Source organism: Erwinia sp. E602, from assembly GCF_018141005.1.
In the GTDB taxonomy this organism is placed as follows: domain Bacteria; phylum Pseudomonadota; class Gammaproteobacteria; order Enterobacterales; family Enterobacteriaceae; genus Erwinia.
Genome location: NZ_CP046582.1, coordinates 2,909,905 through 2,922,992 on the forward strand (window position 1 = coordinate 2,909,905; position 13,088 = coordinate 2,922,992).

Annotated in this window: 10 protein-coding genes; 3 read left to right on the forward strand and 7 right to left on the reverse strand. The window is 59.4% G+C overall.

Translation table 11 applies throughout. From position 1 onward, the window contains the following. Positions 1–146: 146 nt before the first annotated feature. Positions 147–1,409: a maltoporin gene (locus tag GKQ23_RS14855; RefSeq protein ID WP_056234239.1), complete on the forward strand. Its 1,263-nt coding sequence runs from the start codon at positions 147–149 to the stop codon at positions 1,407–1,409. 189 nt (positions 1,410–1,598) lie between these two features. Here GKQ23_RS14855 and GKQ23_RS14860 read toward each other — a convergent pair whose 3' ends face one another. The 6 genes from GKQ23_RS14860 to GKQ23_RS14885 form a co-directional block, all read right to left on the reverse strand. Next, complete coding sequence (locus tag GKQ23_RS14860; protein WP_101505798.1) at positions 1,599–1,940, reverse strand: glucose PTS transporter subunit EIIB; 342 nt, start codon at positions 1,938–1,940, stop codon at positions 1,599–1,601. Between the two features lie 94 nt (positions 1,941–2,034). Beyond that, positions 2,035–4,098: a beta-galactosidase gene (locus GKQ23_RS14865; protein ID WP_212408662.1), complete on the reverse strand. Its 2,064-nt coding sequence runs from the start codon at positions 4,096–4,098 to the stop codon at positions 2,035–2,037. A gap of 46 nt (positions 4,099–4,144) precedes the next feature. Continuing rightward, positions 4,145–5,338, reverse strand: a complete 1,194-nt coding sequence (locus GKQ23_RS14870) for an arabinogalactan endo-beta-1,4-galactanase (protein ID WP_212408663.1) — start codon at positions 5,336–5,338, stop codon at positions 4,145–4,147. Between the two features lie 3 nt (positions 5,339–5,341). Then, positions 5,342–6,196, reverse strand: a complete 855-nt coding sequence (locus GKQ23_RS14875) for a sugar ABC transporter permease (protein WP_056234249.1) — start codon at positions 6,194–6,196, stop codon at positions 5,342–5,344. Between the two features lie 7 nt (positions 6,197–6,203). Continuing rightward, a complete protein-coding gene (locus tag GKQ23_RS14880) occupies positions 6,204–7,508 on the reverse strand; it encodes a carbohydrate ABC transporter permease (RefSeq protein ID WP_072166324.1) in 1,305 nt (434 codons plus the stop codon). A gap of 39 nt (positions 7,509–7,547) precedes the next feature. Continuing rightward, positions 7,548–8,768, reverse strand: coding sequence for an extracellular solute-binding protein (locus GKQ23_RS14885; protein ID WP_056234253.1), 1,221 nt, complete (start codon positions 8,766–8,768; stop codon positions 7,548–7,550). 324 nt (positions 8,769–9,092) lie between these two features. Here GKQ23_RS14885 and GKQ23_RS14890 point away from each other — a divergent pair, with 324 nt between their 5' ends. Next, positions 9,093–10,214, forward strand: coding sequence for an ABC transporter ATP-binding protein (locus GKQ23_RS14890; RefSeq protein WP_056234256.1), 1,122 nt, complete (start codon positions 9,093–9,095; stop codon positions 10,212–10,214). Between the two features lie 506 nt (positions 10,215–10,720). On the opposite strand, the gene GKQ23_RS14895 is transcribed toward GKQ23_RS14890, so the two are convergent. Then, a complete protein-coding gene (locus GKQ23_RS14895) occupies positions 10,721–11,470 on the reverse strand; it encodes a GntR family transcriptional regulator (RefSeq protein WP_212408664.1) in 750 nt (249 codons plus the stop codon). A 231-nt stretch (positions 11,471–11,701) separates the two neighbouring features. On the opposite strand from GKQ23_RS14895, the gene nagE reads away from it, so the two are divergent. Next, entirely contained in the window at positions 11,702–13,084 is a 1,383-nt protein-coding gene (gene nagE / locus GKQ23_RS14900) for an N-acetylglucosamine-specific PTS transporter subunit IIBC (protein ID WP_212408665.1), read from the forward strand. The last annotated feature ends 4 nt before the right edge of the window (positions 13,085–13,088 follow it).

Genomic DNA, 13,088 nt, shown 5'->3' on the forward strand with positions numbered 1-13,088 from the left:
GGTGATCTGCCTCACCGATCGTTACAAATTAAGGGAAAATACTTGCAGTAAATCACACAATTTTGACATTGCAATTGCAGGATGTTTGTCAGCAGGCGTTTACTGTCGCCACTATGTGAACGTATTACAAATAACAAGAGGCTGACATGAACACTAGATTACACGCAACCGCCGTGGCACTTGCCGCCGCACTGGCTACGCCTTCGGTTTTCGCCGCGATCGACAATATCGACTTCCACGGCTACCTGCGCGGCGGCGTCGGCGTCTCGCGTGACGGCGGTATGGAGCAGTTTCAGAAAAACAAGGTCGGCCGCCTGGGCAACGAGAACGACACCTACGGTGAGATCGAGCTGGGCAGCGAAGTGTACAAAAAGGATGACGTCAGCTTCTACGTCGACACCATGGTCAGCATGTTCTCTGACGGCTCCAACGATAACGAAACCACCTTCGGCGACGACGCCGAGTTTGGCCTGCGCCAGCTGAACCTGCAGATCAAAGGGCTGATCCCCGGCGATAAGAACGCGGTGATCTGGGGCGGTAAGCGCTACTACCAGCGCCACGATCTGCATATCATCGACACCAAATACTGGAATATCTCCGGCTCCGGTGCCGGTATTGAGAACTATACCCTTGGCCCGGGCGCCGTCTCCGTCGCCTGGATCCGTGGCGATGCTAACGACGTTGACTACCGCGCCGACGGCGATAACGACGTCAACATCAACTACCTTGACGTGCGCTACGCGGGCTGGAAGCCGTGGAACGGTGCCTGGACCGAGTTTGGCGTCGATTACGCCATGCCTAACCCGACCAACAAGCAGAAAGAGTACGGCGGGCTGTACGAGGCCGACAACGGCGTGATGCTCACCGGCGAAATCAGCCAGGACGTGTGGGGCGGCTATCAGAAGCTGGTGCTGCAGTACGCCAATAAAGGGCTGGCGCAGAACGTTATCTCGCAGGGCGGCGGCTGGTACGACATGTGGAACGACACCCGCGACGCCACCGGTTACCGGGTGATCAACACCGGCCTGCTGCCGATCACCGATAAGCTGTCACTGAATCAGGTGATCACCTGGGGTGCCGCCAGCGATCTGACCGCGTACACCGACAAGAGCACCCTGCTGTCGCTGGTCGGCCGCGCGCAGTACCAGTTTACCGACTACGTGCGCGGCATCGGCGAGGCGGGCAGCTTCTGGCAGAAAGACCAGAATAAAGACGGCAGCGACTATAAGCAGGCCGGGCAGAAATATACCCTGGCGCTGGGCCTGGCGGCCGGTCCGGAGTTTATGTCGCGCCCCGAGCTGCGCGTGTTTGCTTCCTACCTGAACGACTCTGAACAGGGCCACAGCTTCCAGGACGGCACCGCCAGCAACACCTGGAACTTCGGCGTGCAGGTTGAGGCGTGGTGGTAAGCCTGGCCTGAGACCCCATCATCTGCTGCCGCCCGCCACCGTGCGGGCGGCAGAGTACTCAGCATTTCTCAGGCGAACGCCGGCACAGGCTACCGCCGTCGTTCGCCCTGCTCCTCTCCGGTCGTTTTTTCCTGTGACTGCAAGCACCTGGCTGTAAATTGGGATAACCGTTACCGGTTATCCTTTTTTTTAGCGCGGGCTGAAGAAGCGCGCCTCCAGCAGCTGGCGCAGGCTGTCCGAGCGGGTGCCGAAGATGGCGTGCACCTCATGGCCGAGGATCACCACGCCGATCGCCCCCGCCTGCTGCAGTCCGGCGGCATCCACCGCCGCCAGCGACTTCACCGTAACGCGCAGCCGGGTCAGGCAGGCGTCCACCTGCACGATATTGTCGCGCCCGCCGAAGTCGCGCATTAACCGGTCCAGCAGCACGCCGTCGGCCGGGTCAGTCGCCTCTGCGGCGGCGTCCGTGGTGCCGATCTCCTTCGCTGCGCCCTGGCGGCTGAAGTAGTGCTTAAATGCTTTCAGGCTCATGTTTATCCCCTCTTATCACCATAAAAAAACGGGCCGAAGCCCGCGATTAGCGCGCCCGCAGGGCGGGACGCGTGTACAGATGAGTGCTGTCAGTTCAGCCTGGCCGCGGCCCACGCAGCACGCGGCAGCCCCATGCATCCAGCGTCAGCTGACCGACCAGCGGCGTACCGTCTGTCAGATCGCTGATGCCGGCTGGCAGGGCCAGCGTCTGCGGCTGGCCGGTGTAGTTCTGCAGGAAGATAAACGCCTGCTCACCGTCGGTACGCCGCGCGGCCACCACCCCCGCTGGCAGCTCTGCCTCCAGCGCACGCGGCAGCGCCAGCTGCTGAATCAGCGCACCGCAGAAGTCGCGGTGGAAGGCCAGATCGTTGCGTGAGGCGATATACCAGGCCTTGCCCTGCCCGACGTTATTCACCGTGACGGCAGGCTGCCCGGCGTAGAAGTCGCTCTGATAGCTGGCCAGCGCCGTTGCGCCCTCCAGGTGAATATGCTCGCACAGCTCGCGCGCCTGATACGGACCTTTCAGCCCCAGCGCATTGCCCTCCACGCCCTGCACGGCGTTGGACTCATCGTCGGTCAGGCTGTCGATCTCCTCCGCCCAGATGCCGAGCAGCGGCCGCAGCGGGCCGGGGAAGCCGCCGAGGTGGCAGAGGTCGCTTTCGTTGACGATGCCGCTCCAGTAGCTGGCGACAAAGTGCCCGCCGTCGCGCAGGTGCCGCTCCACCCGTCCGGCGAAGCCGTCACGCACCATATACAGCATCGGCGCGATCACCAGCTGGTAAGGGGTGAGATCGACGTCGGCGTTGATGATATCCACCGCCACGCCCTGCTCCCAGAAGGTGCGGTAGTGTTCGTTAACGGTACGCTCATAGTGCAGGCCGAGATTGCGCGGGCCCTGCGCGTTATCCATCGCCCAGCGGCTCTCCCAGTCGAAGATAATCGCCACCTTCGCCGCAACCCGGCTGCCCTGCACCGGCGACATCGCCGCCAGCATGCGGCCCAGCTCGCTCACTTCGCGGCCGGTGCGGGTATCGAGGTGGCCGACGTGATCGACCACCGCGCCGTGAAACTTCTCGACCGAGCCGCGGCTCTTGCGCCACTGGAAGTACTGCACCGCATCCGCGCCGTGCGCCACCGCCTGCAGTGAGGAGAGAATATGCATCCCCGGCTTCTTCAGCTTGCTCGTCGGCTGCCAGTTGGTGGCGCTGGGGGTCGACTCCATCAGCACGAACGGCTGCCCCTGCTTCAGGGTGCGCATCAGGTCGTGATACATGGCGGTGTAGCAGGCCAGCCCGGTCTCATCCTGCTGGTTGTGCCACATTGGGTAGCTGTCCCAGCTGATAAAGTCGAGCGGCTGCGCCAGCTTCCAGTAGTCGTAGTCGTAGAAGTACTCCATAAAGTTGGTGGTGGCCGGCAGCTGCGGGTTAACCGCCTTCAGCGGCTTGATTTCCTGGGTGCAGAAGTCGGTCACCTGGTCGGTCATAAAGCGCCGCCAGTCAAGGTTCAGGCCGTGGATCGAGGCTTCGCCCTGCGGTGCGGGCGACACCACCTGCGACCAGTCGCCGTAGGTGTGGCTCCAGAAGTCGCTCCACCAGGCGAGGTTCAGCTGCTCCAGCGTCTCATAGCGCCGCTGCAGCCAGCCGCGAAACGCCTGCTGGCAACGATCGCAGTGGCACTCGCCGCCGTATTCGTTAGAGATATGCCAGCCGATTACCGCCGGATGGTGAGCATAGCGCTCCGCCAGCTGACGGTTCATCTGCTGCACCTTATCGCGGTAAACCGGCGAGGTCATGCAGTGGTTGTGGCGGCCGCCGTGCAGCGCCGGCACCCGGTCGCGCCCCACGCGCAGCACTTCAGGGTATTTCTGCGACATCCACGCCGGGCGCGCGCCGCTCGGCGTGGCGAGGAAGGCGGAGATACCGTTTTCGTGCAGCTTGTCGAGCACCTGGTCCAGCCAGGCGAAATCATAGCGCCCCTCTTCCGGCTCCAGCTTGGCCCAGCTGAAGATGCCGACCGACATTACGTTACAGCTGGCCTGGCGCATCATCGCCATATCTTCGTCGATAATGCCCGGCTGGTGCTGCCACTGCTCCGGATTGTAGTCCGCGCCGTGCAGCAGGCCGTTCACCCCTGGCAGCAGCGGTGGAAATTTACGCATGGTGATTCCTTAAATAGAGAAAAGCACCGGCCCGCAGGCCGGCGAATTAATGGAAAACGTTGATCGAGGGCAGCACTTTGCCGCGGCAGTCGAACAGCGCCTGGTTTTCGCGCGCGTTGCCCTGCTTCCACTCGTCGTGGATATACTTCATGCCTTCCGGCGTGGCCCAGGTGTTACCGGCGGCCGGGATCCACGTCGGCTCCCAGTAGACCACCCCTTTACCACGGTGGCCGGGCACCGCCAGCACCGCCTTCATCAGGTCACGCAGGTAGTCGGCCTGCCCGGTGACGCTGGCCGGGTAGCCGCCGTCTTTCTCCTCCTTCGCCTGGAAGCTGTTCTCCGCGCTGTCGCAGTTCTCCAGCGTGTACGCGTAGGCGGCTTCCACCACCATCACGTCCTTGTTATAGCGCTGGCTGATGTCATCCATATTGGCCTTCAGCGCGCTAATCGGGCCGTTCCAGTAGGTGTACATCGACAGGCCGATCACGTCGAACGGCACCTGACGACGGGTGATCTCGTCGAACCACCAGCGGAAGGTGTCATTTTTGGTGCCCTCCGCCAGGTGCAGCATGATTTTTACCTGCGCAGGATCGCTGAGGTTCTCGCGCAGGCCGCCAATCGCCGCCTTCAGCAGCCCGGCCAGCCGGTCAAACTCGCCGCCGTTCTGCCCCCAGCTTTTACCCTCCGGCCACAGCATGCCGCCGTTCAGCTCGTTGCCGATCTGCACCATTTCCGGCAGCACGCCCTCGGCCTTAAAGCGGGCGATGGTGTCGCGGGTGTAGTCGTGAATGCGCGTTTCCAGCTGCGGGAAGCTCAGTTTTTCCCACGCCTTTGGCTTAAACTGCTTGCCCGGATCGGTCCAGAAGTCGCTGTAGTGGAAGTCGAGCAGCAGGTGCATGCCCGCCGCTTTGGCACGTTTGGCCAGCGCCAGGGTGGTGGCCAGGTCGTTGGTGCCGCCGCCGTAGCCGTGGCCTGACGCATCATAAGGGTCGACCCAAAGACGCAGGCGCACGGTGTTGATACCGTTGGCCTTGAGGATGGCGATCGGGTCCTGTAACTGGTTGCCTTCGTTGTAGAATTTTGCGCCCTGCTTCTCCAGCTCGGCCAGCGTGGAGATATCTACGCCTTTAACAAAGTCCGCCGGCACCGGGCCGATCGGGGCAATCACCGGCTGGCTGGCGGCGAGCAGCGGCGTCGCCCAGGCCAGCGCCAGGGCGAGAAACAGCGAGGTTGGTTTCATGGTTTATCCCTTTGTACTGCCTGAAGTCAGGCCGGAAACGAAGTATTTTTGCAGTGCCAGGTAAAGAATGGCGACCGGTACGGCAATCAGCACCGCGCCCGCCGCGTAGGTGGTATAGCTGGCCCCCATCTTCTGCGACACCAGGTTATACAGGCCGATCGGCAGGGTGAACTGCTCCGGGCTGCGCAGAATGGTGCTGGAGAGAATAAAATCCCCCAGTGGGCCGGTGAACGAGAACAGCGCCACCACCGCCAGAATCGGCTTCGACAGCGGCATAATGATTTCGATAAAGATGCGGAAGTTGCCCGCGCCATCCATCCGCGCCGACTCGTCGAGATCTTTCGGAATGGCGTCGAGATAGCCCTTCATCAGATAAGTGTTCATCGGGATCATGCCGCCGACGTAGATCAGCACCAGCGCCAGGTGGCTGTTAATCAGCCCCAGCAGCTGCGACAGCACGAAGATGGCGATCAGCGCCGAGAACTGCGGGATCATCTGCAGCAGCAGGAACAGCATCAGCCCGTTCTGCCGCCCCTTAAAGCGAAAGCGCGAGAAGGCGTAGGCGGTACAGCTGACGCTGATAAGCGTCAGCACCATGGTAAAGAAGCTGATTTTCATCGAGTTCCAGTACCAGGTGAGGTACGGCACCTGGCCGTTAAACAGGTTACGGTAGTGCTGTAACGAGGCGTTCTCCGGAATAATCGAGCTGCTGAGCAGGCTGTTACCGGCGTTCAGCGACGCACCGACCGTCCACACCAGCGGGTAGATGATGATGGTCGACACCAGCAACACCACCAGCCAGGTGAGCGACAGGCGCACCCATTTTTCGCGTTTGATACTGACTGACTTAGCCTTCACGATGCCCTTACTCCCTTTCCTGTTTAAACGAACTGGTGGCGCGGAACTGCCACAGCGCCACGCCCACCACGAAGATCGACAGCAGGATGGTGATGGTGGCGGCAATCGCGTACTGCGACGACGACATGGTCAGCTTGTAGATCCACGACACGAGAATATCGGTGCCGCCGGCGTTGGATCCGGCCACCGCCGGGCCGCCGTTGTTAAACAGGTAAATAATGTTGAAGTTGTTAAAGTTGAAGGTGTACTGGGTGATGATGATCGGCGCGATGGCGGTCATCACCAGCGGCAGCGTGATGGTTTTCAGCCGCGTCCAGCCGCTGGCCCCGTCCATCTTCGCCGCCTCGTACAGGTCATCCGGGATCGCCTGCAGCACGCCGGTGGTCATGGCAAACACAAACGGGAAGCCCAGCCAGGTCTGCATCATGATCAGCGCGGTTTTGCTCCAGAACGGGTCGGTCATCCACGGCTTAGGCGCAATGCCAAAGAAGTCGAGGATGGCGTTGTTGATCACGCCAAAGCTGTCGTTAAACATGCCGGCGAACACCAGGATAGTGACAAAGCCCGGCACCGCCCACGGCAGGATAAAGATGGTGCGGATCAGCGCCTTAAACGGCAGATCTTTCTGGTTAACGAGGATCGCCAGCATCACCCCGACGGCGCACTGCAGCGTGGTCGCCAGCAGCGTCCACACCACCGTCCACTGCAGCACGTCGAAGAAGGTCGAACGCCAGATCGACAGGGTAAAGATGTTGATAAAGTTCTTCAGCCCCACCCAGTCCACCAGTTTGGCCGGCGGCGTGTGGTAGAGGTTGTAGTTGGTGAAGGCGATGGCGAAACCGAACAGGATCGGGAACACCACCACAAACACCAGCAGGATAAAGCCGGGGGTGATCATCAGGTAGGGAAAGCCCTCGCGCAGCAGGATCTGATACTGCTTACGCACGCTGTGCAGCTGCTGGCCGGCGTCGCGGCGCTGGCCGTTCAGCCAGGCATCGCGCAGCGACAGCCCCCACAGCGCCAGGCCGAAGGCGATCACCAGCACGCTGATGATCCCCTCCGCCAGCAGGAAGATCGAGTTATCGCGCGGCACGGTTTCACCCAGCGTCACCAGCCCCCACAGCCCCTGCTGCAGAAAATCGTGAAACACCCCGGCAAAGCTGACCAGCAGGATCAAAAAGCACAGCCCTTTGGCCCACTGCCGGTGGTAGAACTGGCCGAAGCCGGGCAGCAGCGCCAGCAGTACGCCGGTTATCGCGTGCTGCCGCGAGGGTTTATTAAGCATCAGTGGTTCACTGGGAGACATCGTCACACCTTCATCCTTCCTGGTTAGATCCGCCGCGCGGCGAGATTACTGGTTACTGGCCTGCATCGCTTCGATCTGCATATGGATCTGCTTCACGGCGTTATCCAGCGCGGCTTTCGGCTCCTGCTTGCCGGAGACGCTCAGCTCCAGCGCGGCGTTGGCCGGGCCCCACACTTCCTGCATTTCCGGCACGCCCGGCATCGCCGACGCGCGCGCTGCCTGCAGGGCGACCGCACTGGCCTTCTCATCGTCTTTGATGATCGGGTCATCCATCAGCGCCACCAGCGGCGGGATCTCCTGGGTCTGCTGATAACGCAGCTTCACGTACTGCGGCTGGTTGATGAAGTTGATAAACTTCTCCGCCAGCGCTTTGTCCTTGCTCCAGGTGGAAACCACGTAGCCCTTCACGCCGAGGAACGAGCTCATCGGCTTGCCGTTCGGCAGATCGGGCAGCGGCGCAACGCCGTAGTTGATACCGGCGGCCTGGTAAGGCTGGAACGCCCACGGGCCGTTAATCACCGCCGCCGCTTTCTTCTCGGTGAACAGCGAGTCGATGGCGTTCAGGCCGTTATCGCCGATGATGCCGCCCGGCAGCAGCCCTTCGCTGAAGAAGCGCTTCAGGTAGGTCACCGCCTCTACGCTGCCGGGGGTGTTCAGGCCGATGTCCAGCGTGTTCAGCCCGCCTTTACCGTCTTTGCCGAAGATATAACCGCCCATCGGCGCAATCGCGCCCCAGCTGTAATAAATCTGGTCAAACTTGGCCAGCAGGCCGTACTGCTTCGCTTCGCGCTGCTTCTGCGAGAACAGGCGGTACTCTTCCAGCGTTTTCAGCGGCGACGGCAGCAGGTCTTTGTTATAAATCAGCACCAGCGTCTCAACCGCCTTCGGCACGCCGTAGGCCTGGTTATTCAGGCTGAAGGCCGCCATCGCCGACGGCGTATACGCCGCCTGGTGCGCGGCATCCAGCGTCAGCGGCGTCAGCAGCCCCTGCACCACCGCGCTGCCCAGCTGATCGTTGGGGATCACCAGCACGTCCGGGCCGATGCCGGCCGGGCCATCCAGCCGCAGTTTCTCAATCTGCTGGGCAAACGGCGTCTCCTGAACCTTTACCTGCACGCCAAACTGCTTCTCAAAGTCGGCCACCGCCGTTTTGATGCCGGCCGACTTCTTAATATCTTCCCAGACGGTCAACTGCTGCGCGGCCAGCGCCGAGTGACTTAATACCAGCGCTGACAGCAGCAGCGAGAGACGGGTTTTCATTTTCATTGCTAACCTCATGTGAAGGTATGACATTTTTAGTTATTTAGCGGCGTAATTTTTGGCGCTTAAGCCTGTAAAGTCGCGATGTAAACTATCTGTAGGGCGTCGGACTTCAGGTTATGTCGTGTTACAAACTACCTGCAACCGCGCCCCGGCTCCAGCCCTGCTGCGCTAATATGTGATCGGTATTACAGAAATCGAAATCACCGGTAGGGGGCATAACATCAGGGAGTTATAGTCAACTCAGGCAGTGCAAGGCTGGCGTCATCAAACGCCAACTTGTTACACGTAATACATTTTACCGTTATTCTTCCTTCCGATGAGGTCCGCATGTCCGGTATCAGACTGAGAAACGTCAGCAAGCGCTTTGACAAAACCGAAACGCTCAAAAATATTCAACTGGATATCGAGGCGGGTGAGTTTGCCGTCTTCGTCGGCCCTTCCGGCTGCGGTAAATCCACCCTGCTGCGGCTGATTGCCGGGCTGGAGGAGGTCAGCGACGGTGAGATCCTGATCGGCGATGAAGTGGTCAACGACGTGGCCCCTGCCCATCGCGGCGTGGCGATGGTGTTTCAGTCCTACGCGCTCTACCCGCATATGACGGTGGCGGAGAATATGGGCTATGGCCTGAAGGTCAACGGCGTGCCGAAGGATCGCATCCGTCACCAGGTGGAGATGGTGGCAAAAACCCTGCAGCTCTCTCACCTGCTGGACCGCAAGCCTAAACAGCTCTCCGGCGGCCAGCGCCAGCGCGTGGCGATTGGCCGGGCGATCGTACGCAATCCGCGGGTATTTATGTTCGATGAGCCGCTCTCGAACCTCGACGCCGAGCTGCGCGTGGAGATGCGCCTGCATATCGCTAAACTGCATCAGGAGCTGAAGACCACGATGGTGTATGTCACCCACGACCAGGTCGAAGCGATGACGCTGGCCGATAAGATCGTGGTGATGAACTACGGCAAGATAGAACAGGCCGGTTCGCCGATGGCGCTCTACTACAACCCGGTCAACCGTTTTGTCGCCGGTTTTATCGGTTCACCAAAGATGAACTTCCTGCCCGCGCTGGTGGAAGAGTGCAGCGCGGCCGGACTGGTGGTCAGCATCGGCGGCGGCGCACGCACCCTGAACCTGCCCGCTCCGCTGCGCCAGCTGCGGCCCGGCGACGAACTGACCTTAGGCATCCGCCCCGAGCATCTGTGCATCAACAGCGACGCGCCGCTGCAGCTGGAGTTCCACTGCGAAGTGGTTGAGCGGCTGGGGAATAACACTTTCCTGTTTGGTCAGAGCCACGGCCAGGACGGCTTTAAGCTGCTGCTGCCGGGCGACGTGCATTTCCGCCCTTACCAGACGCTGCAGACCGCGTTCCATCCGCACCAGTGCATGGTGTTCGCCGCGGACGGCGAACGCATTAGCGCCGATATCCCGCTGCCGCAGGATCGGGCGGCGGCGTAAAGGGGGACCGGTGCAGAACGGCGGCAAGCCGCCCGCCTGATTAACGCTAAGTAAAGCCTGGGCAGGGCTCGGAATGAACGGGTGGACGATACGCGAGGGCTGAGAGGGATTCCGGCACTGACCAGGATGCACAATCGAGACGGTCAGCGCAGGGAAGGATGGCATTCGAAAGCGCGGGCGGAAGGTGTGACAGAACCGGCCACCCGCTAACCGTAAAGCAACGGGTAAGCGTTGGCATTTATGGCTGGGGCGAGGATAGTGCCGGCGGGGTGGGCAAACAAGTGCCGCAGTGGGCTTTACGGAAAAATCGGTGAAGATGGGATGGCTGGCAGTAATGAGTGCCGGTGCAGCCTTACACTCCACCATCACGTAAAAACCCAGTGAACAGCGGGTGTGGCTGGCAACCGGTTTCAGCCGGCCGTTTCCTGGCTGACTCACTCTCCTCCCGCGGCATTTGATGAGCATGAAGAGCCCATCTCATCAGGCTTTAAAACTGATTATTGTCTTCATTCGTTTTTAGAATGCAGCTCAATCGTAAAATCACAGTAATTGTTAAGACACCAGGTTCGGGTATGTTCAACCGGCCGGTCGTTATGTGTAAAGCCCGTCCGGGTCACCAGTAACACGGGCTCATTCTCGTCGGTGCCAAGGTAGTATGCCAGTTTAGCGTCCGTCATCGCTGCGCTAAAGTTCTGGGTTGCCCGCAGTACCCGGGCACCTTTCTTTTCCAGGTGCCGGTACAAAGACTCACCCAGCTCACCGACGTTATCCAGCAAATGCGCCGGAAGAATCGCCAGCTGGAGGGAAACGGCAATGCCGTTAACCTTTCTGAGTCGGGTCAGTTCCACTATTTCGTCATTGCCCTCTGCCATTTGCAAGGCACGACGCTCATCCGGCGAGCATGGCCGCCGCAGATACCCCATCAGATCACTTTGCGCCGTGCCGCCGCTGGCCGCAGCCATTTCACTGAAGCTCTCCAGAAACGGCAGGGACTGACGCACATGCGGCGCAATAAATGTTCCCACTCCCTGATTGCGTAAGAGAATGCCCTCTTCCAGCAGCTGTAACAGGGCCTTACGAACCGTGCCACGCGCAACCTGCAGCATCTCTACCAGCGTCCGCTCTGACGGCAGGACATCGCCTGCACGTAAGCGACCTTCGCTAATTGCAGTTTTTATGCAATTCACCAGTTGTAAATACAGCGGCAGCCTGCTGGATTCATCAAGGTGGAATTCAGTTGGTGAGGATGTGCTCATAGGTCTTCGTGGATATCCTGACTGGTTCAGAATGAGTGAACCAATTGTTATCCAGTGACGCGGGATTGTCATCATCAGAATGATATTGCAACCCGCTGAGCGTGATCCGCACCACAAATTTTCATCCAGATTCAAAAACAACATCGGTTGCTTATGAAAGGTCTATCAAAGGTGCATTAATGGTACATATCGATTTTTTATAATCTGTACGGGTACTTTTGAGGTGACTTTATGCAGGGAAACGTCTTTCTTATGATGCAACGGCTGGGTAAGGCTCTGATGCTGCCTATTGCCGTTTTACCGATAGCCGGGTTGCTGTTACGCCTGGGGCAACCTGATGTTCTGGATATCAGTTTTATCACCAAAGCCGGACAAACGCTGTTTGACAACCTTCCGCTGCTGTTTTCCATGGGCATCAGCGGTGGGCTGGCAAAAGATAACCACTGCGCTGCCAGCCTGGCGGGCACCATTGGCTATCTGGTTCTGACTTCCGTCATGCAGGCTATCAATCCCGAGCTGAATATGGGGGTGCTGGCCGGTATTCTGACCGGGCTGTTAGCCGGATTTATCTACAACCGCTTCTGTAATATCAGGTTGCCGGAATTCCTGGCTTTTTTTGGCGGTAAGCGTTTTGTTCCGATCGCTACGGGATTAAGCTGCCTGGTCATCGGCGTTGCGCTGGGATGGGCATGGGCACCGGTGCAGCACGGCGTGAATGCGGTGGGAAACTGGCTGATCGCATCGGGTCCGGTTGGCCCGTTTGTCTACGGTATGCTGAACGTTATCTTCCGCGTCGTGGGCCTGCACCATATCGTCAATTCGCTGGTCTGGTTTGTGTTTGGTGCATATACCACTGCCGATGGAACTGTTATTACCGGCGATATTCACCGGTTCTTTTCAGGCGACCCGTCAGCGGGGGCATTTATGACGGGGTTTTTCCCGGTATTTATGTTCGCGCTGCCAGCAGCATGTCTGGCCATGTATCACGCCGCGCCGAAAAAAACGCGTTCTGCCGTAGCAGGGCTGTTTCTTTCGCTGGCACTGACAACGTTACTGACGGGTATAACTGAGCCCGTTGAATACACCTTTCTGTTTCTGTCCCCTGTGCTCTACGGTATCCATGCCTTACTGACCGGTGTCGCTATGGCCGTATGCCAGGCCCTAGGCATCAAAATGGGATTTACCTTCTCTGCTGGCCTGATTGACTATGTGCTGTCCTTTGGGCTTTCTTCACGCCCCTTGTTGATATTTCCAATAGGTATACTGTGGGCGCTGATCTATTATTTCTTGTTCAGGTTTTTTATAAGCCGTTTCAATCTGGCCACGCCGGGAAGAGAAGAAACGGATAAGTCTTTTTCGCCTCCTGTTACCTCGGCGCACCGTGCAGCGGCCTATCTCGCCGCGCTCGGTGGCGGGAATAATTTAACGCGTATTGACTCCTGCATTACGCGCCTGCGGCTGGAGGTAGTCAGCATGGACAATATTCAGGAGCACGAGCTTAAAAACCTGGGTGCCATGGGTATTGTCAAACGTGGAAATACGGGGCTGCAGGTCATTGTCGGGACGCAGGCTGAAACTATTGCTGATGAAATTCGCTCGTTAGTTAATCAATAAGGTA

Bases quoted from the DNA above. Each gene is read 5' to 3' on its own strand.
- GKQ23_RS14855 (WP_056234239.1), top strand. From the start codon at position 147: ATGAACACTAGATTACACGCAACCGCCGTGGCACTTGCCGCCGCACTG.
- GKQ23_RS14860 (WP_101505798.1), bottom strand. From the start codon at position 1,940: ATGAGCCTGAAAGCATTTAAGCACTACTTCAGCCGCCAGGGCGCAGCG.
- GKQ23_RS14865 (WP_212408662.1), bottom strand. From the start codon at position 4,098: ATGCGTAAATTTCCACCGCTGCTGCCAGGGGTGAACGGCCTGCTGCAC.
- GKQ23_RS14870 (WP_212408663.1), bottom strand. From the start codon at position 5,338: ATGAAACCAACCTCGCTGTTTCTCGCCCTGGCGCTGGCCTGGGCGACG.
- GKQ23_RS14885 (WP_056234253.1), bottom strand. From the start codon at position 8,768: ATGAAAATGAAAACCCGTCTCTCGCTGCTGCTGTCAGCGCTGGTATTA.
- GKQ23_RS14890 (WP_056234256.1), top strand. From the start codon at position 9,093: ATGTCCGGTATCAGACTGAGAAACGTCAGCAAGCGCTTTGACAAAACC.
- GKQ23_RS14895 (WP_212408664.1), bottom strand. From the start codon at position 11,470: ATGAGCACATCCTCACCAACTGAATTCCACCTTGATGAATCCAGCAGG.
- nagE (WP_212408665.1), top strand. From the start codon at position 11,702: ATGCAGGGAAACGTCTTTCTTATGATGCAACGGCTGGGTAAGGCTCTG.